This window comes from Bacillota bacterium (genome assembly GCA_040754315.1).
In the GTDB taxonomy this organism is placed as follows: Bacteria; Bacillota; Sulfobacillia; order DUSP01; family JBFMCS01; genus JBFMCS01.
Genome location: JBFMCS010000012.1, coordinates 1 through 24994, shown reverse-complemented (window position 1 = coordinate 24994; position 24994 = coordinate 1). Strand labels below are relative to the sequence as shown.

Here is a 24994-nt window from a genome sequence, read left to right as displayed (position 1 = left end):
GACCAAGATTTTTTGCACCTCCACCTTAGCCGGGTTTTGGTGCTTATTTCGACGTCAGGGATGTGGTTCTCTCTTTAGGGAACTTTTCATCTGGCTATTTACGGTAATTTTACACTGGCCTTGGGACTTCTAGCCACTCCACAACCCCGCGGTCAAAGAGTTCCGGCTGTAACGGTACTCTTTTTTCCAACTGCTCCCGCTGCCTGTGCCACCCAGGCTTCAGGATATAATCAAAGCCCGACTCAAGTATCTCTCGTGTTTCTTCCGCATACATCCCGGCATCACCCACGAATACCGCTCTTTGTATCCCGAACCTCTCCTTCAAAACCTTGACCCGCTCTTTTACCGTGTTGTGGTCATGTGTGTTCCCTGGCCAGACTTCAACTGCCAGGGGAACCCCCTCCTCATCACATACGAGCCCTATGACGATCTGGTAGCGGTCCCAACGCTTGTTGCTGTATCCGTATTCTCCCTCTTCGGCTCCTGTACCCTCGAAGTAGGTGCTGCTGATATCATATGGCACGAGCAAAGGAGCCTTTGCCTGTTTTCCCCGGAGTGTCTCCTGGACACCGTAGAAGTTCTCATGCAATACGTCCATCACCCGGTACAGTTCATCCTCATCAAGTCTCTTCCGGGCCCAGGCCCCGGCTGGTCACCTAGAGTGCCCTCGGTGGTCTTAAGGTACGAGCCCTGCCTGGTTACCCACGCATAACCCTGGCCCAAGCCCATAGGAATCATACAAAGGGAAAACCCATGTGGGGGTCGAGGAAAAGTGTGGGTGCTAGGGATTTCCCGGAGGGGAAAGGCGAAAATGATCGCCCTGGGAGGCCTCGTGGCCATCCTGGCGCTAGCCCGGTACGGCGCAGGCTTCGACGACTACCGGGCCGTGACTGGGCACCTGAAGCCTGTGGAGCACGTCACTGTGCGGGACAAGGCGGTGGCGATAACCTTCGATGTCAGCTGGGGCGAAAGCGTTCCCCTCGAGGTACTGGACATCCTGAGGAAGCGCGAGGTGAAGGCCACATTCTTCGTTTCCGGGCCCTGGGCCAGTTCCCACCCACAGGCGGTCAAGAGGATGAAGGCGGAGGGCCACGAGGTAGGCAGCCACGGGTACCGCCACATCCGGCTCTCGCGCTACTCCAGGGACGTGATAGTGGAGGAGCTCCTCAAGGCTCACAACATCCTCCATGAGACCCTGGGAGAAGAACCACGGCTGTTCAGGCCGCCTGGTGGAGACCACAATGATGCGGTGATCTCCGCAGCCTTGGAGCTCGGTTACATAACCGTCCTGTGGAGCCTTGACAGCAATGACCTGAGGCGGCCCGGCGCCGACACCATCGCCAGCCGCGTGCTCAGGCGCTCAAAGCCCGGGGAGATCATACTGTTCCACGCCTCGGACAGCGCCCCTGATACACCCCAGGCACTGCCCCGGGTGATCGAAGGCTTCCAGGACGCCAAGACGGAGATGCTCACCGTATCCCATCTCCTGGACAGGGAAGAAGCGCCCTAGTCCACCAGTCCGGCCAGGTGAGCCAGGCACCTTAATGTGGCCTCGCGGGCTCGGCGGAAGGCAACTTCGATGTCCGCTGGGGGGCGCCCTTTGGAGCTGGAGCCTCCGGCCCAGGCCTTGAGGGCCTCCAGCCCATGGAGGTCGCGGCCCAGGGCCTTGAGCCTGGGGTCGTCCGTGAAGAGTGTCACAAGGAGGCCCAGGGAGTTCCAATCCCTGGCCTCCTTGTGGATCCTGTCCTTGTCAATGGCCTTTAGCACCGATCCCAAGCGGGATGTGGCATCCTGGGGCACCTCCACAGGGGAGTAGGCCTCCCTCAGCGCCATCTCCCTGGAGGACTGGTCCCTCCAAAGGCCGACCGCCTTGGCCAGCAAGCGGTGGCGCTCCAGGTAGGGCTGTAGCCGGTGCTCCATCTCAATCTCCAAGGCCTTCAGGAACAGGAAGGCACTCATGCGCAAATCCCTGGAAGCGCCCTCTTCCTGGAGTATGGCCTCTGCGGCCTTGAGTGCCTGCCTCGTATCCTCTCTAAGTTCAGTGTAGGCTGGCACGTAGCGGGAGAGATCCCTCTCCACGGTGCTCTGGGGAACGCTGATGCGGAAGAACGCTCCCTTTTGCCATACCTCGCCGTCGTGAGCCCTTATGATGTCACAGGCCACCGTTACAACGTTGGAGACGTTGCCGGGCAGGGATACCCAGTTGTTCCTGCCGTCAGCATCCACAGGCCCTATGGTGATCTCTATCTCGCCGGACTCCTCCTTCAAAGCGGAGGAGAAACCCACGGGAATCCCCGGGCTTGCCTGGGCGCTCCGGCAGGTCAGGATTGTGAGGGCAGCCGCGAATCGCTCCTTGTCCATCTGGACCTCAGGCAAGGACCCTAACCTCATTACAGGAGCCGAGCCTCCCAGGCGGAAGCCAGGCCCCAGCCGTTCCAGTGCCCCTTCCACAACGGGGCCAATCTTATGGTAGGTGCGGTCCAGGGGCTTGAGCATCTCCAGGCAGCCGATGATGGCGTAGACCGAGGCCATGGCATTCCAAAGGGAGGCCTCCATCTCGTCAACCCTCAGCTGGCCCCCGGTGGATGAGGGGACGGCCTCTAGGATAAGGTGACGCGCCTCCTCCCCCAGGGCCAGGAGGCGTCCACGGGTTACCTCCCAGGGCTGTCCCCAGTGAAGAGTGATGGGATCCGGGGCTAGTGCCTCGGCTTCAGGATCAGAGGCATCCAGCCCATACCTGCCTCGAGGGTTTCCATCCAGCGCCTTGGGGTACTCCCCCACCATCCTGATGAGGTCCTCCGACTGCCTCCTGGCCTGGAGGGCTCGGGATTCCACCTCCCTGAAGCGCGCTAGGTCGTAGCCCTCCTCCCGGGCCCGTGCACCAGACAGCGCCAGGCGCTCCACAGCCTCTCCCAGCTCGCGGGCCCCCTGGGATATCCTCCGGTTCCTCTCCAGGGCCACCCTGCGACACTCCTCGAACCCCACCCTGATGGCCATGTCACGCCAGAACTGGGAACCAAGGGAGCCAAGGACCTTCTCCAGCCCCTTATCCCGGGCATGGCCCTCCCGGATCATCCTCCATACCATCTCACCCATGAGACCCTCGATCCCGGCGGTGCTCTCCGGCTCCGCCTGCGCGGAAGTGGCCTCGCCCAGGCTTCTCCAGGCTGCCTCGAGGTCTCCCAGGGCAAGTTCGGTCCTGGCCCTGTCCTGCAGGATGGCAGGGCGATCCTGGGGTTTGGCCCTGGACAGGGCCTGGTCAAAGCAGCGAGAGGCGCCCTCAAGGTCTGCCTTCTTGGCGGCAACCCGGGCCATGAGCCAGTAGTACTGCGGATCCCCGGGGTCACGTGACCGTGCCACCTCAGCAAGGAAGACCCCGGCGTCTCCCTCGCCCCTCTCAACGAAAGCCCAGGCCCTCCCCATCAAGGCGTTGGTGGGCAGCTCCGCGAGAATGCGGCCGGCCGCCTCGGAGCCAAATCCCCCAGGACAGGTGCCTAGGAACTCCACAACCTGAGGCGCCCTTCGCTGGAGTATCTCCCTAATGGCCTCCCCCCTGGACGCATCCAGGGCTGACGCCACCTCACCTATGCCCGCGCGCCCCTTGGCCAGGAGCAGCAGCACGCACTCCTCAAGGCCCGCCCCTGTTCTCCTCCCCAGGTCCTCCACCAGGTCAGCTACGGCCTTCTTTTCACCGCTCATTGGTGTCTTCTCCCCCAGCCAGTCTGGACAGGATCCGGTCCTTGATCTCCCGGGCGGCCCGGAGGAGTTCCGGCCCGGCCTCCCAGGCTGCCTTCCCCTCAAGATCGGCCTGGATTGCCCTGGCATCGTAGGGCATTACCCCTAGGAGGCCCAGACCCTCCAAGGCCTCTCTGACCGCCTTGCGGTTTCCTGGCTTCACCTTGTTGGCCACCACAAATACGTTCCTCACTCCTATATCCTGGGCCAGGCGCCGGATGGACTTGGCGGTCTGGAAACTCCGCCGCCCGGGTTCCACCACCACGATGAAGGCATCCACCGCCGAGGCGGTCCCCCGTCCCAGGTGTTCCAGCCCTGCCTCCATGTCAACGATGACCGTCTCTTCCCTCTCCACCATCATGTGGCCTAGAAGCGCCTTTAGGAGTGTGCTCCCGGGGCAGGCGCAGCCCTGCCCACCGGCGTCCAGGCCTCCCATGACCACCAGCTTCACCCCGCCGGCTTCAACCCAGAAGGTCTCAGGGATGTCATCCACCCTGGGGTTCAGCCTGAACCACTGGCCCATGGTACCCGGCTGGGCTCCGGTCCTCTCCACAATGAGCCTGTCCATCTTGGCGATAGGCGTTATCTCACTGAGCCTCTCAGGAGATATACCCAGCGCCGACCCGAGATTGGCGTCAGGGTCGGCGTCCACAGCAAGCACAGCCCGGCCTTCCCTGGACAGCCAGTAGGCCAGAAGGGCTGACAACGTTGTTTTGCCCACTCCACCCTTGCCGGATACGGCTACCTTCACGGGCATCCCCCCTGGAGTCATGTCTAGGCGTCAATTCTACCTGGCGATACGTCTTTCCTGCCCAGGGATGAAGTGCCAAGCCCGAAGGTGCGAGCAATGGGTTCGAGCCCCCGCCCCAGGGCCCCGAAGGGGGTCCAGCGAGGCACAGTCTCATGGGCCACCAGCAGGCTTGAAGCCACGATCTCCTCCCCCAGCACCAGGTGCACCTCCCCTAGAGGCTCCCCCTGGCCAACGGGGGCCCAGGCAGTCTCCAGGATGTGACACTCCATGTCCAGGCGCCCTCGCTGGCCCCTGGGTATCACCGCAACCAGGTCCTCCTCCAGCACCGCGGGGACCTCCGGGACAAGCCCCCCCCGGACCCTAACCCACCCCACGGGCTGCCCCCGGTTCAAGGGGGTAACCATCTCGAAGTTCTCAAAGCCCCACTCAAGAAGGGCAGCGGCGTCACTCCAGCGGTCCTGGCTGTTCATCACCACCACAATGAGCTGCATGTCTCCTCTGGTGGCTGAGGCTGCCAGGCACTTCCCAGCCAGGTCCGTGGTACCCGTCTTCACCCCGTCGGCCCCCAGGTACGTCCACAGGAGCCTGTTGGTGTTCCGGAGCTTCACCTGGATCTCCTGGTCCAGCCTCCAGATGTCCGTCTCCTTCGTAGCCACACGCCGGGCAAACCCCGGGATCCCCAGGGCATAGCGGGTCATGAGGGCTATGTCGTAGGCTGTAGACATATGCCCTGGCCGGCTTATACCGTGAGGGTTCAGGAAGTGGGTGTGCAGGGCACCGATGGAGCGAGCCTTGTCGTTCATGGCGCCAGCAAAACCCTCCACGCTGCCCACCAGGTGTTCCGCTATGGCCACCGCCGCATCGTTGGCAGACATGATAAGGAGGGCGCTGGTGAGGTCTTCCAGCCTGTACTCCTGGCCCGGCCGGAGCTTCAGGGTGGAGCCCCCCGTGTAGGCCGCCCTTTTGGATGCCCTCACCCTGTCACTGGGGTTCCCCCTTTCCAGGGCGATGATACCTGTGAGGATCTTTGTGAGGCTTGCCGGGTGCCTGGGCTGGTGCCCGTTCTTCTCCATGAGCACCCTGGCGCTCTGGGCCTCAATGACCACGGCAGCCCGGGCGGTGATGCCGGGTACCCCTTTTAAAGCCTGGCCGGGAAGAGACACCACCGCCACGGAAATCACTGTGGCCAGCATGGCCAGGGCTACCTTTTTCACAAATGCCACCTCCCCACAACTCCTACCCTAGGAGTATGGGGAGGCAAAGGTGATTATTCGGAAGCCGTGCCTTCCCTATTCCACCTTGAACAACAGGTCCATTGGAACACCCTCCCGGTCTCCCTCTGGGCCCCAGGAGACCCCGTTCAGGTTGAAGGTGAGAGACCACGGTCTCCCCGCCCTGATCCTTACCTCCCCTGAGGTCTCCCACGCCTGGATCTGCCCGGGCGCGAGCATGCCGTCGAACACCACCCGGCCGTCCACGGTCACATGCATCCAGCAGCGATCCGTGATTGGCGCAACCCCTACCTCCAGCTGGACGCTCTCGGCAGGCACATGGTACTCCACTACGGTGGGCGAGATCTCCACCCTCCTGATGGCAGGCATCCCAGGCTCACCGGGGGGCTCCTCGGGGGTCGGCTCAGGCTCACCGGCGGGCTCCTCCTCTACGGGTGCCTCCACCGGCGGGGCTTTTACCGGCCTGCTTGACAGGTAGTACTGGCGGCCCAGGAAACCTCCGAAGGCCACGAGGAGAAGCACCAGCACCCACGCCGGGTAGTGCGGGGGCCGCACCCTTCTCAGCTGGACAGGCCTCTCCTCAGGCTTCAACTCCGAACTCGGCCGCACTGAGTCCTTCCAGGCCTTGTAGTGCCCCACCATCTCCCACCCGTCAAGCCCCAGGTACTCGGCGTAGCTACGGATGAAGCCCTTGGTGTAGACCTCACCTGGCATGACAGAATCGTCCCCCGCCTCCAGGGCCTCCAGGTATTTCTGCCTGATCTTGGTGGCAGTTTGCACCTCCCTGAGGCTTAGGCCCCGTTCCTCCCTAGCCCTTTTTAGGGCCTCGCCGATGTCCTTCAAAAACACCACCCCACAGAAGCTTCTGGGAAGGTCCGCTCTATCCATCCTCTTTACGGGTAGATCCTGTTGATCATCCGCGGGAAGGGAATGGTCTCCCTAACGTGCTCCGTACCGGTGATCCATGACACTAGTCTCTCGATGCCCATGCCAAAACCCGAGTGTGGTACGCTGCCGTAGAGACGCAAGTCCACATACCAGCGGTAGGCGGCCTCCGGGAGCCCATGCTCTTGGATGCGCTCCTTGAGGACCTCAACGTCGTGAACCCGCTGGCCGCCGCCGGTTATCTCACCTATGCCCTCCGGAGCCAGGAGGTCCGCAGAGAGCGTCACATCCGGCCGTTCCGGGTGAGGCTGCATGTAGAAGGCCTTACACTGGCTGGGAAAACCGTAAACGAACACCGGTTTCTCGTAGGAGTTGGAGATCAGGGTCTCGTCGGGCGCCCCGAAGTCATCCCCCCACTCTATCTCCCGGCCGCTGTCCCGCAGGAGTTCCAGGGCCTCATCGTACGATATTCGAGGAAAAGGCGGTTTAACCTGCTCCAAGCTAGAGGTGTCCCTTTCCAGCACAGCCATTTCGTGGCGGCATGAAACCAAGACATGCTGGATTACTGCCGTGACCAGGCGTTCTTCCACTTCCATGCACTCTGGGAGTTCGCAGTAGGCCATCTCGGGCTCAAGCATCCAGAACTCCACCAGGTGCCTGCGGGTCTTGGACTTCTCCGCCCGGAAGGTCGGCCCGAAACAGTAGACGCGACCGAAGGCCATGGCTGCCGCCTCGTTGTACAGCTGGCCACTCTGGCTGAGGTAGGCCTTGTCTCCGAAGTACTCAGTCTCGAAGAGGGTGGTTTGCCCCTCACAGGCGGCAGGGGTGAGTATGGGGGAGTCCACCAGCACGAAACCCTCACTGTCCAGGAAGTTCCGGGCAGCGGACACCACATGGTGGCGCACCCTCATCAGTGCGTTCTGCCTGGGGGTCCGGAGCCAGAGGTGCCTGTTATCCATGAGGAACTCTACACCGTGTTCCTTATGGGTGACCGGGTAGCCCTCGGAGGCCAGGTGCATCACCTCTAGCCCCCGGAGCTCCATCTCGTACCCGCCAGGGGCCCTGGCATCCCCCCGCGCAACGCCCGTAACCACGATGGCGGACTCCTGGGTGAGCCTCGCCAGCCCATCAAAGGTCTCAGGCATGGCGCCCCTGACAGCCACAGCCTGGAGAAAGCCTGTCCCATCCCGCACTATCAGGAAGGCAACCTTGCCGCTGGATCTCATGTTGTACAGCCAGCCCCTGATCCTGACCTCCTTTCCCAGGTAACGGGAGATGGTGTTTACGGTGGCATCCTGGGTCATTCCACAGCCTCCTCATCCGGGGTTATAAGGGGGGTTTCCCCTGTAAGAGACGCCAGCGCCTCCAGCGCCCGGCGGAGATCCTCCAGTGCCCGGCCGTAGCCGGCCCAGTCGCCCCCCTGGGAGGCCTCCTGGGCATCAGCGAAGGCCCTGGAGGCTCGCTGGATGAGCTGGGCGAGGGTGAGGTCCTCGCCATCCTGATCCCCAGGGGGTGTGGGCCCAGGGCCGCCCTCCCCAAAGAGTACCGCCAGGGCGGACGCCAGGTCATTCTCCATCACGATCTGGTCACCGTAGGCTACGATGATACGCTTGAACTCCGGTATCCTGCTGCCGGTAGACTGCAGGTAAAGGGGTTCAATGTAAAGGAGGGATGAGTTGATGGGTATGACCAGCAGGTTACCCCGGATGACGCTGGAACCCACCTGCCCCCACAGGGTGAGCTGCTGGGATATGAAGGCATCCTGGTCTATCCTGGCCTCGATCTGCATGGGACCGAACACCAGCCGGTCCTTGGGGAACCTGAAGAGCATGAGCTCCCCGTAGTTCTCCCCGTCGGAGCGGGCCGCTAGCCACCCCACCATGTTCTGCTTCTGGGCCGGGGTAAACGGGAGTATGAGCACGAACTCCGGCTCCTCCTCTCCCGGGATGGTCATGATCACGTAGTAGGGGAGCAAGGGCTGCTGTTCCCCAGCGTAGGTCTCAGTAGGCATACTCCACAGGTCTTCCTTGTTGTAGAAGAGACCCGGGTCCCTCATGTGATAGGTCGAAAGCATCTCCGCCTGGACCAAGAAGAGGTCCAGCGGGTAGCGCACGTGGGCCCGGAGGTCCTCCCTCATCTCGGAGGCCGGCTTGAACAGGTCGGGGAAGATCTTCCTGTAGGTGGCAACAATGGGATCCTCCTCATCGAAGACATAGAAGTCCACGGTCCCATGGTAGGCGTCCACCAGTACCTTCACGGAGTTCCTGATGTAGTTGAACCGTCCCCTATACGGTTCCGAGTAGGGGAAGGCGTCCGTGGTGGTGTAGGCATCGATGATCCAAAAGAGCCTCCCGTCATCTCCCAGCACCAGGTAGGGGTCACTGTCATACCTCAGGAATGGCGCGATCTTCGCGGTCCTGTCAGTGATCTCCCTGTGGAGCATCACCCGGCTGTCAGGAGTGATGGCCTGGGTGAGCAGCACCCGGTAACTCCCAACCCGCACCGCCAGGAAGAGGCGATTCAGGAATGAGCCTACCCGCACCCCTCCCTGTCCCTCGTAGTGCGTAAGAGCGCTGGAATCCCCCAGTGGGTAGTCGAACTCGGGCTCCCTGGTGTTCACCACCACGTAGTCACCGGTGAGCTCCCCGTAGTAGACCTCGGGCCTGGTCACCACCAGGCCCCCGGTGGTCCTGGGGGGTATGTCCTTTATGAAGAAGACAGGAAGCCCCTCAGTGCTCACCTCGGATGCCGGGCTCATCACAATACCATAGCCGTGGGTGAACTTAAGGTGGAGATTAACCCAGGTGCGAGCCGCCTCGGCTATCCTGGCCTGGTTAACCTCCCTGGCGGCGAGGAACACCTGGCGGACCTCGCCGTCCACGTTGTAGCGCCCAACATCCACATCATTGAACTGGTAGTAGAGGCGGATCTCCTGCAGCTGGCTGAAGGTGTCCTTCAGTGCCCTGGGGTCCCATAACCTCACGTTGTTCAGTGTATCCTGGGCTCCCTCCAGTGTCTTGAGGGTCAGTGCGACCTCCGCCGGGTAGTCCCTTTCAGCTATCCTGTCCAGCCCAAAGGCAAGATTGGTGTGGCGTATGTTCTCAATCATGTAGGGGGTCTCCTTGGAGATCTCATCGGGAGACACCTGGAACTGCTGGATGAAGGAAGGATAGAGGGAGCCAAGCCCAACCGAGGAAACCAGGAGAATGGCAAGTCCCGTGCCTATCCACCTGAACCCCCGGCTCCTTATGTTCAAAAGGGTGAGGACCACCGCGACCAAGGCTATGACGCTGAGCACCCTGAGGGCGGGGAGCTGAGCGTTGATGTCGGTATAACTTGCCCCGAAGGCCACGCCTCGCGGGGAGTAAAGGAGATTGTATACGGCCAGGCGGTAGCCAAAGGCCTTCAGTGCCAGCATCGCGGCAATGAGCAGGAACAGGTGGGTCCTGGCCGCCTGTGCCATGCTGACCCGGCCAGTCCACGTTACCGCTCCCGCCAGGACATAGTACAAGCCCACCAGCATTGCCGTGATCACCAGGATGGAGAAGGCCAGCTGGTAGACCAGGGAAACAAAGGGAAGGCTGAATACGTAGAAGCCTATGTCAGTGCCAAAGAAAGGGTCCTGTAACCCAAAGGGCGTCGCAGCGAGGAATTGCCTGATCACCATCCACTGCCCGGATGCCCCTATCCCCGTTAGTATCCCGAGAACCGCAGGGATGGCCATGATGAAGGGCGTGATGTTTGAGGGAAGCCTTACCTCCTCCACCACGTTTTGCAGCACCCGGAAGCCCACGGGACGGGTCCTCGTAGCCACCAGGAGGTTGGCCAAGATGAAGAGCGCCGTTGCCAGTGCCACCGCCAACCCCGTGAGGAGCCGGGAGGCCAGGGCGGTCTGAAACACTGTGAGATAACCCAGGTTCCGAAACCACTGGAGGTCCACGTACACATCGGCAAACAGGCTGAAGCCTGCGAAGGCCAAGAACACACCCAGACCTATGACGAATGTAAGGCGCCTAGCTCCCATATAGAGTTACATCCCCCCTCTTTTTCAATCTTTTCCATAGAGTGGTCCTGCTTATGCTCAGGCGCCTGGCCACCTCGGAACGGTTGCCGTCTGCGCTGGCCAGGGTCTTCCGGAGGATCTCATCGACCATGTCCTCCAGGGGCCCAACGGAGACCTGCACATATCCCGGGCCCGTAGCGGGCACCTCCAGCCCTTGGAGAACCTCTCTTTCCACCTCATCAAGAGCCCGGGGAAGCGCGCCGGACAGTGTAACGTAGCGAATAGCCAGGTTCCTCAGCTCCCTTACGTTTCCCGGCCAGTCGTAGCTCTTTAGCCTGGACCACCCTGCATCCGAGAGAAAGCCCACGTCAAGAAAGGGCCCCATCTCCCCGGGGGTGGGAGCCAGTTCCTGGACAAAGGCACAGAACAGGGCTTCAATGTCCCCCGTCCTCTGCCTTAAGGGAGGGATCGGGATCGAAAGCGGGAAGGAACCGAGAAGGTCAGGGTCCTCTCCCAGTCCCTGGACGCCCTCAAAGGCTGACGCGCACAGGAGGATGCCCTCCGCAGCCGGGAACGGCATTTGAAGTAGGCCCCTAACCCTCCTCCGGGTGTCCCTGGGCAGCGCCGTCACGTTGGCTAGGAACAGTGTGCCCCCCTTTGCCCGGGCCAGGGCATGGCTCAGGGCCGCCTCGGCCTCATCACAAGCCAGGGACAGGCACTCCAGGGAGACAAATGATGCCGCAGGCCTTCCCCTTGCCAGGTGAACCTGGCGTGCCCAGAACTGCCGGCCGGTACCCGTCTCCCCCAGGAACAGCACGGGTTCCTCCCTGGTGGCCACGGCCACGAGCCTGGGCCTTACCTCCTTCATGGCCGGGCTCTCGGTTACCAGGGCCGGCATCAAGGCCCTGGGTTCCGCGCCGGGAAACGCCTGGGTCAGGCGCTGGAGTCGTGAAGAAAGGCGCTTGGTGACCCTCCCCATCTCCACTGCCCGGGCCACGGCATCGGTAAGGGCCTCAGGGCCCACCCTGATCTCGACGGCCTCCAGGCCTGTCCATGAGGCGAGGGATGCCACGCCCTGGCCACCCACAACTACCTGGAGCCCTCTTGTCCGGGAATCCTTGAGCGCGGACAGGATCTGGTCCCTGGAACGTCCTGGTGTGATCTCGGTGACGCCAGTGCCCACCAGTTCCCTGAAGAGCTGGACCGGAAGCGTGCCGGGTCCGAAGTGAAGAAGGGCGATGCGATCCCCTAGGGTCCTGGCCTCACCAATGGCCCGCAAGACGTCATAGGGACCTGGAGACAACGGTACCATGGGAAGGCGGGAACGGCCCTGCAAGGCTGAAACCACCTGTGAGGGAGCCACCACGGCATTGCAGCCACCGCTCTCTATCTCCCTTAGGGATCTCAGGTAGCCCTCGGGCGGGGAGACCACGGGGATGCACTGGACACCAAGATCGGAGGCCCTGGCGGCACAGCGCGAAGCCAGGTCCGCGTCGCTGGCAATGAAACCCACCATGACATCCATGGGACCCCCTCCCGTCTTGGCCAGGTGTCTTCGGTCCATCCCTTCGACAAACGAAAGAGGTATCCCTGCCCCAGCCCACCCGACTTCCAGGACCATCTAGGCCTCTTCCACGAATAGCCTTATCGCCTCCAGCACCCCGTCGGTAAAGGGCTCCCGGGTAACGTAGTCGGCGCCTGGCCAGAGGTCCTCCGGGGCGTTGGAGACCAGCACTCCAATCCCAGCGTACTTTAGCATTCCCATGTCGTTCAGGCCGTCCCCAACCGCCATCACGCTCTCACGGGGAATGCCAAGGTGACGGGCAACAGCCTCAACCCCGGCGGCCTTGGATGCCATAGGGTGGAGGAAGTCCACGAAGAATGGGGCGGAACTCGTGACACACACGGTGTTCCCAAACCTCCGGGCCATCTCCTCGCGGATCTCCTTCGTCCTGGCCAGGGTTGTCCTGAGCACGATCATGACAGGTTCTTCCAGGTCCTCCCGGAGAATGTCCCGGGACAGTTCGATGGGGTGCCCAAGACTCCTGGCATAGAGGGGGCTGAAGGAGCTGGGGCGATCCGCCAGGATCCTCTCCCCGGTGAACACATAGGTGGGCACACCCAACCCCCGGGTCTCCTCCAGCACACGCGTGGCCACGTCCCTGGGCAGCACCAGGCACCCCAGTTCCTCCCCCGTGAGGGCGCTCTTTATCACCGCGCCGCTCCCCGCCACGATTGGTTCAAAAAGCCCTAGTTCCCTGGCATAGCGGGCCGCGGATGGGAAGGTCCTTCCCGTGGCGATGCTGAACCTGACCCCGGCCCTCCTCAGCCTGGCCACGGTTGCCTTCACGTCATCCCGGAGCACCTTGGACCTGTCCAGGAGCGTGCCGTCCAGATCAACGACCACCAGCCTGACAACCTTCTTCTGCATCATCATCCCGCAAAGCCCCATCTAGAACTCGATCCCGGCCTGTGCCGAGACCCCGGCCTGGTAGTGATGCTTAACCTCCTGAACCTCGCTTACCAGGTCAGCCCTGTGGATTATGGCCTCGGTCGCCCCCCGGCCCGTGAGGATGATGTCAGCCTCAGGGGGCTTCAGGTCTAGGAGCCCCAGGACGTCCTCCTCTGAGACCAGCCCGTAGTCCACCGCCACGTTTACCTCGTCCAGTATGAGAAGGTCGCACCCTCCACTGGTGAGAGCCTCTTGAGCCAGTTCCAGGCCTTCCTGGGCCTTCCTCATGTCCTCAGGGTCGGGGTTTCCCTTGCGGGCAAACCGGTCGCTCCCGGACTGGACCACGGTAAACCCAGGGAGGGCCTTCAGGGCCTCCGTCTCCCCGTAGAGTCTCCCGGGGCCCTTCATGAACTGGACCATGAGCACTCGTCTTGCGTGTCCCACGGACCTCACCCCCATGCCTATGGCCGCTGTGGTCTTTCCCTTGCCCTTCCCTGTGAAAACCATGATAACGCCCTGTCGTGACACCTTCATTCCTCCCAAGCCCTTTGGCCTTTGTTGCCTCCTGCGCATAGTATAGTCAATGACAAGGAGGGCTTCTCATGTACACTCCCCGGGCTTACATGGCCTACCCTGATCAGGTTCACGTAACCATCGACGTCACCAGCCGTTTTCTCACGCTGAGCCTCCGCAGGGCAACCCATGGGGTGTACCCTGTAGCTGTGGGGAAACCGTCCACCCCTACCCCCGTGGGAAAGTGGAGCATCGGCCATAAGGTGGTCCACCCCAACTGGCACGTTCTGGGCACCCGCTGGATGGGACTGAACATTCCCTGGGCAAACTACGGGATACACGGCACCAACGCACCCTGGTCCATCGGCCGCTACATCTCCAATGGATGCATACGCATGCACAATCATGATATCGAGGCCATCTTCCCCCTGGTGCCAGTGGGAACCCCTGTCAGCATCGTATCCTCGTACGGGCACTGGCAGGGCCCCACAGGACCCACGAGGGACGAGGTATGGCTCCTGCAGGTGCGCCTCAGGGACCTGGGCCATGACCCAGGCCCGGTGGACGGTATCTCCGGCCCCAGGACCCAGGGAGCGCTCATGGCCTTCCAGCGCCAGGTGGGCCTTCCGGCCACCGGCAGACTCGACCAGGAGGCCCGGGCCGCCTTGGGTCTCTAGCCGCCTACGGGTTCCGGGCGGGCAAGGAGAAGGAACCTACCTCACCAGAAACCAGGCGCACCAGGTCCTCCGAGAGGAGTTCCACACCCAGGAGGAGGTCCCCGGAGCTTATATCCACATAACGCCCCCTGGTAATGGCGTCATCAAGGAGTACCCTGCAGGGCTCGGGCAGGGCCAGCGGGGACACGGCCCCCAGTGGAAAGCCTGTGAAGTTTTCCAGCTCCTCCCGGGTGGCCATAGCCGCGGAAGTGCCCAGCCGCATCTTGAGCTTCCTCCAGTCAATCTCCCTGTCCCCCTGCACAAGGACCATGAGGAAGCCCTCCCCATCCTTCAAGAGCATTGCCTTGATAACCTGGGACAGCCTGATCCCTCGCTCCCGCGCGGCATCCCTGGCTGTGTAGACCGCTTTAGAGTGAGGCTTCAGGACATAACTCACCCCTACAGATTCGAGGTACCTCGTAACCCGTGTCTCCATGTTATTCCCCCGCCGGTATGCCGTCCCTGGTGTTGATTCCCCGGCAGGCACCAGATCCCCTGCCTCTTCGTACAGGAGGCATTCTACCCTGAAGGTATTGGGCCCAGGGAAAGAGAACAATGACTGGACGACGGCCCGGGGGTGATGAAGGTGTCCATGGTCAACCTCACTCTCTCAGAAAGCGCCCCGCCCCTCCGACCCGGGGACGTCCTGGATCACGAGATGGCCGCGGGCCCCAGGTCTCTCCTGGATGCAGGGGTGGTTTCATCCCTGGCCCAAGAGGGCCTGGCCCTCGACCAACTGGTCTTCGTGCCCCAGGGCACCCCGCCCCGGGGTGATGCCCTTTCCCACCTTCACTGGTGCCTGGAGCAGGTGGCCTTCAGCACTCAGGAAGCAGCTGCCCGGGGGAGTCTCCCGCTAACCCTCGGTGACTGCACCGTTGCCATAGGGGTCATGGCGGGTTTACAGCGTCGGTCAAACAGGGTCGCCGTGGTCTGGATGGACGCCCACGGTGACCTCAATACGGAGGCATCCTCCCTCTCGGGCTACCTGGGAGGAATGCCCCTGGGGTGCCTCCTGGGACACTCCCTGCCCGGCATTGCCCGGGCCCTGGGATTGACGGGCCTGGCCGAGACCTCCGTGATCCACGTGGGGGCCAGGGATCTGGACCCATACGAGGAAGCCTTCCTGGAACGCTCCAGGGTGACGGTGGTGTCCTGCCAGGAGGTGAACGAGCCAGGCCTCCAGGCCAGGACAGCCCGGAACCTGGGCAAGATGCTCAGGGGACACGACGCCGTCTATCTCCACGTGGATGTAGATGTTCTAGATCCCTCAGTCATGCCCTGCGTAACCTTCCCCTCCCCACTTGGCCTGTCCCTGGATGCCCTCAGCAGCCTTATAACGGCACTAGCTGCTTCAGCCCCGGTATGGGCCCTCACCGTTTCGGCCTTCAATCCCGCCCGGCCCGGGGCCGGCAGGGCTGGCAAGGTTCTGGCTGGGGCGACTTCCAGGTGGGCGGCGTCACTGGTGGCCGGGGGGTCCAAGGTGCCCCCAGCCCTTAAGTCGCCGGATGCTCCGGGGGGGCAGCCACCTAAAGGAGGTCAACCGTTGTGAAGGTATTCATCTCCGCGGACATGGAGGGGGTCACCGGTGTGGTGTCCTGGGACCACGTGAGCCGGGAAAACCCTGAGTACGAGCGACACCGCCTCACAATGACGCTGGAGGTCAACGCGGCCATCGAGGGAGCCTTTGATGGAGGCGCCACCGAGGTTACCGTTAACGATTCCCATGATACCATGAAGAACCTGCTACTTGAGGAGATACACCCGGAGGCCCGGGTGATCACGGGGTCTCCCAAACCCTCCAGCATGTGCCAGGGACTGGACGAGAGCTTCGGAGCTGTGTTCCTCACGGGCTGCCACGCCCGGGCGGGAACCCCTGGGGTCCTAAGCCACACCTACACACAGGACGTGGCCGAGTTGCGGTTCAACGGGATGGTGTTCGGGGAGATCGCCATGAACGCGGCCTTCGCCGGGGCGGTAGGAGTGCCCGTGGCACTGGTGGTAGGCGATTCCGCCGCGGCAGAAGAGGCCATCGGGGCCCTGGGGCACCTGGGTCCAGTCCAGGCCCTGGCGGTAAAGCGCCACGTGACCCGCTTCTCAGCGGACCACACCCACCCCAGCAGGAGCAGGCAGCTCATCAGGGAGGCTGCCCGGAGGGCGGTCTTGGGAGCCTCAAGGATAAGCCCCTTCCTGGTGGAGGGGCCTGTGGGTGTGGAGATTCGCTTCATCAACCCGGGGCTGGCCGACGCCGCCAGCCTCATGCCTGGGGTCACCCGGCTGGACGCCCTTACCGTGGCCTGCCAGGCTCTTGACTGTCTCACGGCGCTCAGGGCCGCCAGGGCCATGATAGTCCTGGCCTCCAGGAACTAGGGCGCCTAGTCCTTGGGCTCACCGTGGAACAAGCGATCGTACTCATCCAGGGTCAAGCGCACCTCCCGGGGCTTAGACCCCTCATGGGGACCCACGAAGCCCCGCTGTTCCATGGCGTCGATGAGCCGGCCTGCCCTGGTGTATCCCACCCGGAGCCGCCTTTGCACCAGCGACACGGAGGCCTGCCCCTGCTCTACCACGATCCGGAGCGCCCGGGCGAAGAGCTTGTCATCCTCCTCCTCAATGGGTATGTCCTCATCCCGTTCCATGCGGGCGATGTCCGGGTGGAAGACGGGCGAGCCTTGACCCTTGACGAAGGAGACAAGGGCCTCTAGTTCCTCATCGGATATGTAGGCGCCCTGTGCCCTAAAGGGCTTGGATGCCCAGACAGGGCTGAAGAGCATGTCACCCATGCCCAGGAGCTTCTCCGCCCCCTGGCTGTCCAGGATGGTACGGGAGTCCACGTGGCTGGTGACGGCAAAGGCTACACGGGACGGCATGTTGGCCTTGATCGTTCCCGTGATCACATCTGTGGACGGCCTCTGCGTGGCAACCACCAGGTGTATTCCTGCGGCCCTGGCCATCTGGGCCAGGCGGAAGATACAGTCCTCCACCTCTACGGGGGCAACCATCATGAGGTCCGCCAGCTCGTCAATGACCACCAGGATGTAGGGGATCTCATGGAGTCCCAGGGACGGCCGTTCCCGGCACAGGTGGTTGTAGCCGGCTATGTCCCTGACACCGTTATCCCCGAACATTTCGTACCGGCGCATCATTTCGCTGACCACCCACTTCAGACAGGCCGCCGCGCGTTTCGGGTCAGTGATGACCGGTGCCAGGAGGTGAGGAATGCCATTATAGAGGCTGAGTTCCACCACCTTGGGATCCACCAGGAGCATCTTCAGCTCGTGAGGACGCGCCCTGAACAGCAGGCTCGCGATGATGGCGTTCACGCACACGCTCTTGCCCGACCCCGTGGCTCCTGCGATGAGGAGGTGCAGCATCTTGTCCAGCCCCGCCACCAGTGGCCTGCCGGCGATGTCCTTGCCCAGCCCCACCGCGAGGATGGAATGGGCGCTCTGGTACTCGGGAGACTCCAGAACCTCCCTGAGGAATACCATGCTGGTCTCACTGTTAGGAACCTCGATCCCCAGGGCTGGCTTCCCTGGGATCGGGGCCTCGACCCTCACCTGGGTTGCAGCCAGGCTTAGGGCGATGTCGTCGGAGAGCCTCGTTATCTGGCTCACCTTGACCCCCGGCGCCGGGTGGACCTCGAAACGGGTCACCGCAGGCCCCTCGCTCACACCCACCACCGAGACCCGGACCCCGAAGCTCTCCAGGGTGGATTCCAAAAGGCGAGCCCTCTCCTCTAGGTCACGGTCGCTCCGGCGTTTCTTCTTTCTGCCCTTGTCAAGGATATCCAGGGGCGGCAACCGGTAGTTGCCCACCGGTATCGCCGTGGCCTCCAGGTGCTCAACGGGGACTTCCTCCGGTTTCTTGGGGGTCCTGGGCGCCTGGGCCCTCACCCTTGGCTCCTGGGGCTTGTCCTGGATCTCCTCTGCCCGGACTATAACCGGGCCCAAGGGGATATCCTGGGGCTCCCTGGGGCGCGGGACCTCCTTCTCGAGGCCAGCCCTGTCAACCCCGGCCAGCGTCCTCCAGAAGCACCGGGCGGTCCGGAGCCCCCAGGAGCCGAGGCGCGCCCGGGTCTCGCCCCGGGGGATGAGGGAACGCAGCGTCAGCCCTGTGGCCAGGAGCGAGCCCACCAGGGCCAGGACCACCAGGACAACGTAGATGCCCTTGGGTCCGAAGGCCCTGACCAGGGCCCACCTGGAGGCCCCCCCAATCACGCCGCCGCCAAGTCCCTTGGCACCCGCCTCGATCTCCCCGCCATGCGGGTACCCCCCATGGCACAGGATGGCCAGGAGCATCAGCAGGATGCCGAGTCCCACGTGCTGCCAAGAGAAGCACGCCCGGGTCCTGAAGATGATCAGGGCCAGCCCCCACGCCACCAAGAGTCCTAGGGCTACTGGGGCCACATCCCCAAGCCCTATCTTCAGACCCCTGGACAGGGCCTGTCCCATTAAGCCTGTGGCCCCCGAGTAAAGGCCCACAAACCCCAGGGCACCCAGGGCCAGGAGAAGGAGCCCCCGTATCTCACACCGGGTCTCTTCTCGTAGCGTCTTTCGCTTCTGGCCCGCGCCGTTGGAACGCTTCACTTTACCCTTCATGGTACCGATCCCCCCAAGGGCTAGGCCCCCGCGAAGTGCCAGGTGATGGCCAGGAGGCCCAGGGCGAAGCAGTAGTAGGAGAACGCCCTCAGGCGTCCCCTTGCAAGGACCCACAGGAGCACCCGGATGGCCGCGTAGCCCGTTAAAGAGGCTGAAAGCGCCCCTACTAGCAGGAAGGACGCGGGGAACCCATCCCAGGGCGCATCCAGGGCATCTACAAGGGCCGCCCCGGCCACGGCTGGCACTGACAAGAGGAAGGAAAAACGTGCCGCCTCCGGCGGCTTGAGCCCCAGGTGAAAACCGGCGCTCACCGTGGCCCCTGACCGGGATATGCCGGGGAGAATGGCGGCAGCCTGGGCTAGGCCAATCCAAACGGCTCCCAGCGGGCCCAGGCTGGCAACCTGCCTGTTTCCCTTTGTCTTGCCTCCAGATGCCCAGAGGATGAATCCCGTCATGATCAGGGCCATCCCCACTGCCAGGACGGAGTTGAACAGCACTTCGACATGGCTCTTTAACCCAATGCCCACCAGTGCGGCGGGAACGCTCCCCAGGATGATCCAGAGGGCAAGCCGCCTGGACTCCCTCGTCCTGAAGGTGGTGTCCCATCCAAGGACCCCCCGGGTAATCCCAACCAGGTCCCGCCCGTAAACGGCAAGCACAGCCAGCAGGGTCCCCACGTGGAGCACCACCTCAAAAGTAATGCCTGGGGTATCCATGCCCAGAAGGTCTTGGGCTAGCACGAGGTGTCCCGAGCTGGAAACGGGGAGAAACTCCGTGAGTCCCTGAAGGATTCCGAGGGTGACTGCTCTAATCATCAAGGGAGCCCCTGCCTTTCGAGGAAGGCTCACTCAGGGAGCCCTTCCCCACCCAGTATGTTTCGGGGGAGCATGGGCCCTCTCCTTCTTGCCCGGTACCACAAGGATGGATGCCCGCACCAGGCAGCCAAGGAGGGGAAGGGCCGCTAGGGTAGAGGCCACATTGAACAGGGTGTTCGCCGTTGCCACCTGCTGTGAGGCAACAGGGGTAAGACACCTGACCAGGTCCACGAAGGGTACCAGAAAGGGCATGACAGCCATGGCCCCGGCCAGGTTTAGGATGAAGTGCCCCGCCGCTACCCTCTTACCGGTTACTGAGGAGGCAATCGAGGCGATGGCCGCGGTACTGCAGGTGCCCACGTTGCAGCCAAGCATGTAGGCGATGCAGCCATTCAGCGGTACCAGACCGGCTTCAGCAACCGCCATGAGCAGGGCCAGGCTAGCGCTGGAGGATTGGATGAGGGCTGTCAGCATAGTCCCGGCCAGGAAGGCCGCCCAGGGGGCCGCCGCCAGAGCCACGAACCGGGCAAGCCCCGGCCCGGAGGAATCCAGGCACCATGAGATGGCCTCCACGGCTGTCACCAGCATGGCAAGGCCCACCAGGGCCCTGCCCAGATGGCCCAGGGCCTTGGACCGGAAGGCAAGCATGAGGCCGAAACCCAGTGATGCCAGGGGCCAGGAGGTCTCCACGGAGGCCCAGGATATGAGGTGGGGCGTGAGACACGTTCCCACGTTGGCCCCGGCGACCACCGCCATGGCTTGGCCAAGGCTGATGGCGCCGGAGTCGGCAAGACTCAGGGCTGCCACAGATACCATGCTGGAGGATTGGAGAATTGCTGTGGCGAAGGCGCCAAGGAGAGCTCCTCGCATGGGTCCCCCCAAGGCCTTCCGGGTGAGTCTAGGGGAGAGACCTCTTGAGGCCTGCCTGAAGCCCAGCACCACCAGGCGCAGCCCGAGGACCAGGAGGGCCAGCGCCAGCACGACACCAGGGACAAACACGAAAACCGCACCCCCGCAAGTAGGGTATGCGCGGCCCCGGACCCGTACGCATCCTTGGGCACACTAGGCCAGGGAGGTAGGATGATGTCGCTAGTACCACCCCGCCCGGAGGTCAAGACCTCTTGCACCTCGGGACAGTTCGTTCTTGCCGTGGGCCCGCCAGGCTCCGGCAAGTCCACCTGGGCTGACTACATGGAGGAGCAGGGCTGGTGGGTGGTCAGGCCGGACCTGATCCGCTGGAACACCTTCAGGGAGGACTTCCACATAATGGTGGAGCCGGAGGTCTGGACCATCGTGGGCGCGTCCTTGAATGGCCTGTTCAAGCTGCGCTCCCAGGCTGGAAGGGGTCCGGACAGGGTGCTCCTGGACGCTACTAGCCTCACTCGCACCCTGAGAGCGCGCTGGATAAGGCTGGCCCGCTCCCACGGTTTCTGCTCCAAGGCAGCGGTGTTCGCGGTGAGCCTGGCAGAATGCCTTGTGAGAAACGCCAGCCGGAAGCGCAGGGTCCCCGAGGACGTCCTGCGCCGGCTCTATTCGGAATGGGAATTCCCATGGTACGATGAGGGACTTGGCGCCATCCGGCTCCTGGTGCCCCCCCGCGGCGTCCTCCCCGACGAGGTCGTAGCCAAGGCCTTGGCGCGGGTGCCTGATCTCACCCGGGAGCGCCTGGAGAGCATGGCCCAGGAACCCAGGGAAAACGAATTCTGAAGACAAGCACCCCTTGGAGGTGAGGTGTGGTGAGTGTACTCCTGGTGAACCTAAGACACCCTGGGATCCGTCCTCAGGACCGGCAGGAACACCTGGGCATGGGATACTTGGCATCCACACTGAGAGCAGCCGGGCACGAAGCAAAGATCCTGGATGCCCAGGCACTGGGCCTGACAGACAGGGAGGCCCTGGACAGAGCCTTGGCCCATCCCCAACCCGCCCTCATTGGACTGTCCATACCCTTCCAGGAGAGGCTGAGGAGGGCATTGATCTTCGCGTCAGCCCTTCGCCAGAGGGGATACAGGGGCAGCCTGGTGGCGGGTGGGCACCCTCCAACCTTCCTCTACCAGGCAATGCTCGTCAACTGCCACGCCCTGGATGCGGTGGCGCTGGGTGAGTCTGAGGAGACCCTCCTGGAACTTGCCTCCCGCCTCGAGGATGGCAGAGAATGGCGGGATGTACCCGGCATTGCCCTCAGGCTGGAGGGGGTCGTGAGAAGAAACCCTCCCAGGCCCATGCGAAGGGACCTGGACTCCCTCCCCTTCCCCGCCAGGGACACCCTGCCTGTCTACCTTGAGAAAGTTGCCCCAGGGGAGATAGCGGCTGCCTCCGTGCTGCGTAGCCGTGGGTGCACCGCTCACTGCTCCTTCTGTGACACCCGCGCCTTCTACCGCTCCATGCCGGGGCCAGCCTGGAGAGTGCGCTCTGCCTCTAACGTCGTGAATGAGATTGAGGAACTCATGGACCAGCACGGGGTAGGCTTCATCCGCTTCTGGGACGACAACTTCATGGGCCCTGGGAACCCGGGCCTCCGGGCAGCCAGGTCCCTGGCCACCGAAATCCTCTCCAGGGGACTTGATGTGGGCTTTGGCCTGGAGTGCAGGGTGGACGCCATGGATGAGGAAACCCTCCTCCTGCTGAAGGAGGCTGGTCTTAAAAGGGTGTTCCTAGGGGTGGAATCCGGGGTCCAGAGGGCCCTGGACACCTACGACAAGGGTGTTACAGTGGAAGACAACCGGAGGGCTCTGAGCATCCTGGGCAAGCTGGGTATCGATGCTACCCTGGGCTTTATCATGTTCGATCCCTACACAACCTTCGAGGAGGTCTCCGCCAACACGGAGTTCCTCAAGAGCACCATCGGACCGTGGCCCGAGGTCAGGCGGGTGGTGGCCCAGCCTATGAACGTGCTACAGGTCTACGATGGCACCCCCCTGGCTGACAGGCTGAGACAGGAGGACCTCCTCCTTGACCACGGCGACCCCTATCCCCCCTTCCACCGCTACCGCTTCCTGGATTCCAGGGTCAGGGTCCTGGTGGGCATCGTCGACCTAATCCGCAGGGTGGGGCTTCCCCTCCGGGATGCCCTGACCAGCCTCTCCTGGAACCTGAGGAGAAGGACCAAGGCAGCTGGCGCGCTCACGGGGAACGCCCCGGTCAATCCAGTGTCACAGTACGCCAGCCCGGTATCCACGATACGGAAAACCCCAGGTTCTCCCCGAGGAACCGGACGGGAACCAGGATCCGCCCCTCCTGGATGAGGGGAGGCACATCGAGGTCCGCCGTGGTCCCGTTCACCCAGGCGCTGTCACTACCGGGCTTCACCACTAGGCTGGTGGTCCCCATCTTGACGTGGGCCTCCTGCAGGACTGGGTGCCAGGTAACCTCGGCTCCCGCGGCCTCACACACAGCCCTCAGCGGCAGGAGAACGCGGTCCTTCACGATGATGGGGTTGACATCCGACGGTACCAGGCGGCCCCCCACCTCCACAGTCACTAAACCCAGGGTAAGCCTGGAGAGGCGAACCAGGTAACGCTTTGCCTCGGCGCCCTGGAGAAGAACCCCGTCCCGCCAGAGTAGGGGTTCCTGGGTCCATTCACCCCTAGACACCTCCACGGTGTGAACTTGCTCACCCCGGCCCGGGAGGACAAGCCCCAGCTTCACCTGTCCTGGCGCCACACCCGAGAGCTGGAGGGTGTGGCCCTTCACCCGCAGCGCGGGGAGGCGCCCGGGCCCAGCTGCCGGGAGGTCCGGCAGGTAGAAGGTCATGGGCACCTTGAGGTCAGGTGCCCCGAAGGGATACAACTGGGTAGAAGAGATGTAGATCCTGAGCTCCCCACCTGGCCCGAGCCCAAGCTGGGCCGGCCCCCCGGAGGCGACCTCCCCTAGGACCAGCGTGCAGCTGCCTTCCATGCTCATCTGGACCCCTGACCCCGTTACAGTGGGCGTTCCGCCCGCCTCCATGAGGACGTCGATGTAGCCCACCCGTCCCACCTCCGGGTGGGCCTCAAGGGAAACGCCGGGGGACCCAGGTACGTTCACGTTGATCCCCACCGGGCGCCCTGCCAGGCCCGCCAGGGTAAGCCTGCCAGCCCCGTCAGTCTCCAGCCTCACCTGCCCGCTTTCGGGGGCCGCCTCCCAGGAGGAAAGGTCGTAGCTCTCACCTGTCCCAAAGGGAAGGGATGCCCCAAGGCGTCCCCCAGTGAAGAGATCGAAGGCCCCCGCTCCCAGGGGCCGCCCGTCGCGCCGGGTGACACGGACCTTGAGGGTGGCCCCCTGGATGCTACCCTCGTCCCCTGTAGCCCTGGCCCATATTGCGGGCGTGCGCCGCACGTCCACCATCTCACTGGCATCCGCCTGCCTAGTAACCTGGATCGCCGCTTTCTCCATGGCCACGGCCAGTGAGGCAAGGGAGGGGTGCCACTGGGCCCCATCCGCTCTGGCTGAAAGGAATATGTAGGTAGGGGGCACGCTATGGAACTCACCCTGGGGCTCACAGGGAACCCACCCATGGTCTGGGTACCAAACTTCTATCCACTCGTGTAATCCAGACCCCGTGGAATCCCCTAGCATCAAACCGGTGGCTAGTCGCGTCGGGATCCCCGCGGCCCGCAGGAGCGCCGCCGACAGGGCGGAGTATCCCGCGCACCGCGCGCGGCGCGTGTCCCACACGGAGAGCGCATCATTGGGGGAAAGCCCGGCGTCATATGTGAGGTTGTCCATAACCCAGGCCAGTACCTTCCACACCGCATCCTCCTGCTTGTCCGAGCCCCGGACAAGGGCGGCAGCGTGGGCGGCTATCTCAGCGTTCTCGCTCTGTATGGAAGGGGTCGGCCTGAGGTATGGCGTAGCAGAGGATGGGATCTTGGCCTGATCCAGGGGGTAGGGGGCTAGGGAACTGAAGCGGCCCCCGGAAACAACCCTCAAGGTCTGGTAGCCGGGCCCCGTCTCTACCACGGCCTGCCGGTAGGTAGTCCTTTCCACACTGGGCAAGGCTGGTATCCCGGGCGACGAGACGCGGATCAAGGCCTCCCTTTCCCCCACGCTAACCTCCGCGAAGGCCAGGGCAAGGCTGGTAGCGAACAACATCATCAAGAGAGCCCAAAGCAGTACTGCCGCATACCGGCGATACCGTGCTAAAGCCACGCTACGCCCTCCCTTGTTCCCTGGTTTACCAAACCTGCCTAAACCGCAAGTTTGGAAGGCCGCCTCTCTTCGGCCAATTTTGACGCTTCATCCAGGATTGCTCCGAAAAGTCTTACATCCTGTCCACGCCCGTTTAGACTGTCCGTGAACCCACTCCGGCCAGT

Annotated in this window: 20 protein-coding genes and 1 pseudogene; 6 read left to right on the top strand and 15 right to left on the bottom strand. The window is 63.2% G+C overall.

What is annotated here, in order from left to right:
* Positions 1–109: 109 nt before the first annotated feature.
* Positions 110–619: pseudogene (locus AB1576_02050) on the bottom strand (transposase).
* Positions 620–811: 192 nt separating this feature from the next.
* On the opposite strand from AB1576_02050, the gene AB1576_02045 reads away from it, so the two are divergent.
* Positions 812–1510, top strand: coding sequence for a polysaccharide deacetylase family protein (locus AB1576_02045; protein MEW6080575.1), 699 nt, complete (start codon positions 812–814; stop codon positions 1508–1510).
* On the opposite strand, the gene AB1576_02040 is transcribed toward AB1576_02045, so the two are convergent.
* The 9 genes from AB1576_02040 to AB1576_02000 form a co-directional block, all read right to left on the bottom strand.
* Positions 1507–3699, bottom strand: a complete 2193-nt coding sequence (locus tag AB1576_02040; protein ID MEW6080574.1) for a hypothetical protein — start codon at positions 3697–3699, stop codon at positions 1507–1509. The genes AB1576_02045 and AB1576_02040 overlap by 4 nt on opposite strands.
* Positions 3689–4486, bottom strand: coding sequence for a carbon monoxide dehydrogenase accessory protein CooC (locus tag AB1576_02035; protein ID MEW6080573.1), 798 nt, complete (start codon positions 4484–4486; stop codon positions 3689–3691). The genes AB1576_02040 and AB1576_02035 overlap by 11 nt, the downstream gene beginning before the upstream one ends.
* Before the next feature lie 23 nt (positions 4487–4509).
* Positions 4510–5700: a D-alanyl-D-alanine carboxypeptidase family protein gene (locus AB1576_02030; GenBank protein ID MEW6080572.1), complete on the bottom strand. Its 1191-nt coding sequence runs from the start codon at positions 5698–5700 to the stop codon at positions 4510–4512.
* Positions 5701–5775: 75 nt separating this feature from the next.
* Positions 5776–6561: a RodZ domain-containing protein gene (locus tag AB1576_02025; GenBank protein ID MEW6080571.1), complete on the bottom strand. Its 786-nt coding sequence runs from the start codon at positions 6559–6561 to the stop codon at positions 5776–5778.
* Between the two features lie 50 nt (positions 6562–6611).
* Positions 6612–7907 (bottom strand): asparagine--tRNA ligase, encoded by a 1296-nt coding sequence (asnS, locus tag AB1576_02020; protein MEW6080570.1) that lies wholly within the window; start codon positions 7905–7907, stop codon positions 6612–6614.
* The gene (locus tag AB1576_02015; GenBank protein MEW6080569.1) at positions 7904–10627 is read right to left on the bottom strand and encodes a UPF0182 family protein; all 2724 of its coding nucleotides are present in this window, start codon (positions 10625–10627) and stop codon (positions 7904–7906) included. Before AB1576_02015 ends, asnS begins: the two co-directional genes overlap by 4 nt.
* Positions 10617–12131 (bottom strand): PrpR N-terminal domain-containing protein, encoded by a 1515-nt coding sequence (locus tag AB1576_02010; protein ID MEW6080568.1) that lies wholly within the window; start codon positions 12129–12131, stop codon positions 10617–10619. The genes AB1576_02015 and AB1576_02010 overlap by 11 nt, the downstream gene beginning before the upstream one ends.
* A 96-nt stretch (positions 12132–12227) precedes the next feature.
* On the bottom strand, positions 12228–13043 hold the full coding sequence (locus tag AB1576_02005) for a Cof-type HAD-IIB family hydrolase (protein MEW6080567.1): 816 nt from the start codon (positions 13041–13043) through the stop codon (positions 12228–12230).
* 15 nt (positions 13044–13058) lie between these two features.
* Positions 13059–13592 carry a cob(I)yrinic acid a,c-diamide adenosyltransferase gene (locus tag AB1576_02000; GenBank protein ID MEW6080566.1) on the bottom strand — a complete coding sequence of 178 codons (534 nt, stop codon included), beginning with the start codon at positions 13590–13592 and terminating at the stop codon, positions 13059–13061.
* Positions 13593–13660: 68 nt separating this feature from the next.
* On the opposite strand from AB1576_02000, the gene AB1576_01995 reads away from it, so the two are divergent.
* A complete protein-coding gene (locus tag AB1576_01995; protein MEW6080565.1) occupies positions 13661–14248 on the top strand; it encodes a L,D-transpeptidase family protein in 588 nt (195 codons plus the stop codon).
* Between the two features lie 4 nt (positions 14249–14252).
* On the opposite strand, the gene AB1576_01990 is transcribed toward AB1576_01995, so the two are convergent.
* Complete coding sequence (locus AB1576_01990) at positions 14253–14723, bottom strand: YbaK/EbsC family protein (protein ID MEW6080564.1); 471 nt, start codon at positions 14721–14723, stop codon at positions 14253–14255.
* Positions 14724–14879: 156 nt separating this feature from the next.
* Here AB1576_01990 and AB1576_01985 point away from each other — a divergent pair, with 156 nt between their 5' ends.
* Positions 14880–15836, top strand: a complete 957-nt coding sequence (locus AB1576_01985; protein ID MEW6080563.1) for an arginase family protein — start codon at positions 14880–14882, stop codon at positions 15834–15836.
* On the top strand, positions 15833–16654 hold the full coding sequence (locus AB1576_01980; protein ID MEW6080562.1) for a M55 family metallopeptidase: 822 nt from the start codon (positions 15833–15835) through the stop codon (positions 16652–16654). Before AB1576_01985 ends, AB1576_01980 begins: the two co-directional genes overlap by 4 nt.
* Positions 16655–16659: 5 nt before the next feature.
* On the opposite strand, the gene AB1576_01975 is transcribed toward AB1576_01980, so the two are convergent.
* From AB1576_01975 to AB1576_01965, 3 genes are read right to left on the bottom strand one after another with little or no spacing between them, the layout of a single operon-like run.
* Positions 16660–18885, bottom strand: a complete 2226-nt coding sequence (locus tag AB1576_01975) for a DNA translocase FtsK (GenBank protein ID MEW6080561.1) — start codon at positions 18883–18885, stop codon at positions 16660–16662.
* A gap of 20 nt (positions 18886–18905) precedes the next feature.
* Positions 18906–19700 (bottom strand): undecaprenyl-diphosphate phosphatase, encoded by a 795-nt coding sequence (locus AB1576_01970; protein MEW6080560.1) that lies wholly within the window; start codon positions 19698–19700, stop codon positions 18906–18908.
* 33 nt (positions 19701–19733) lie between these two features.
* Positions 19734–20699, bottom strand: a complete 966-nt coding sequence (locus AB1576_01965) for a Na/Pi symporter (protein ID MEW6080559.1) — start codon at positions 20697–20699, stop codon at positions 19734–19736.
* Between the two features lie 84 nt (positions 20700–20783).
* Here AB1576_01965 and AB1576_01960 point away from each other — a divergent pair, with 84 nt between their 5' ends.
* Together AB1576_01960 and AB1576_01955 are read left to right on the top strand one after the other, a co-directional pair.
* Entirely contained in the window at positions 20784–21407 is a 624-nt protein-coding gene (locus tag AB1576_01960) for an AAA family ATPase (protein ID MEW6080558.1), read from the top strand.
* Between the two features lie 29 nt (positions 21408–21436).
* Positions 21437–22945, top strand: a complete 1509-nt coding sequence (locus AB1576_01955; GenBank protein ID MEW6080557.1) for a radical SAM protein — start codon at positions 21437–21439, stop codon at positions 22943–22945.
* Here the strand turns inward: AB1576_01955 and AB1576_01950 are convergent.
* Positions 22842–24830, bottom strand: a complete 1989-nt coding sequence (locus AB1576_01950; GenBank protein ID MEW6080556.1) for a stalk domain-containing protein — start codon at positions 24828–24830, stop codon at positions 22842–22844. The genes AB1576_01955 and AB1576_01950 overlap by 104 nt on opposite strands.
* Positions 24831–24994 lie beyond the last annotated feature (164 nt).

What these genes read in the sequence shown, in the direction of transcription:
- AB1576_02045 (MEW6080575.1), top strand. Translation starts at nt 812, where the DNA reads ATGATCGCCCTGGGAGGCCTCGTGGCCATCCTGGCGCTAGCCCGGTAC.
- AB1576_02040 (MEW6080574.1), bottom strand. Translation starts at nt 3,699, where the DNA reads ATGAGCGGTGAAAAGAAGGCCGTAGCTGACCTGGTGGAGGACCTGGGG.
- asnS (MEW6080570.1), bottom strand. Translation starts at nt 7,907, where the DNA reads ATGACCCAGGATGCCACCGTAAACACCATCTCCCGTTACCTGGGAAAG.
- AB1576_02015 (MEW6080569.1), bottom strand. Translation starts at nt 10,627, where the DNA reads ATGGGAGCTAGGCGCCTTACATTCGTCATAGGTCTGGGTGTGTTCTTG.
- AB1576_02010 (MEW6080568.1), bottom strand. Translation starts at nt 12,131, where the DNA reads ATGGATGTCATGGTGGGTTTCATTGCCAGCGACGCGGACCTGGCTTCG.
- AB1576_02005 (MEW6080567.1), bottom strand. Translation starts at nt 13,043, where the DNA reads ATGATGATGCAGAAGAAGGTTGTCAGGCTGGTGGTCGTTGATCTGGAC.
- AB1576_02000 (MEW6080566.1), bottom strand. Translation starts at nt 13,592, where the DNA reads ATGAAGGTGTCACGACAGGGCGTTATCATGGTTTTCACAGGGAAGGGC.
- AB1576_01995 (MEW6080565.1), top strand. Translation starts at nt 13,661, where the DNA reads ATGTACACTCCCCGGGCTTACATGGCCTACCCTGATCAGGTTCACGTA.
- AB1576_01990 (MEW6080564.1), bottom strand. Translation starts at nt 14,723, where the DNA reads ATGGAGACACGGGTTACGAGGTACCTCGAATCTGTAGGGGTGAGTTAT.
- AB1576_01985 (MEW6080563.1), top strand. Translation starts at nt 14,880, where the DNA reads ATGGTCAACCTCACTCTCTCAGAAAGCGCCCCGCCCCTCCGACCCGGG.
- AB1576_01975 (MEW6080561.1), bottom strand. Translation starts at nt 18,885, where the DNA reads ATGAAGGGTAAAGTGAAGCGTTCCAACGGCGCGGGCCAGAAGCGAAAG.
- AB1576_01970 (MEW6080560.1), bottom strand. Translation starts at nt 19,700, where the DNA reads ATGATTAGAGCAGTCACCCTCGGAATCCTTCAGGGACTCACGGAGTTT.
- AB1576_01960 (MEW6080558.1), top strand. Translation starts at nt 20,784, where the DNA reads ATGTCGCTAGTACCACCCCGCCCGGAGGTCAAGACCTCTTGCACCTCG.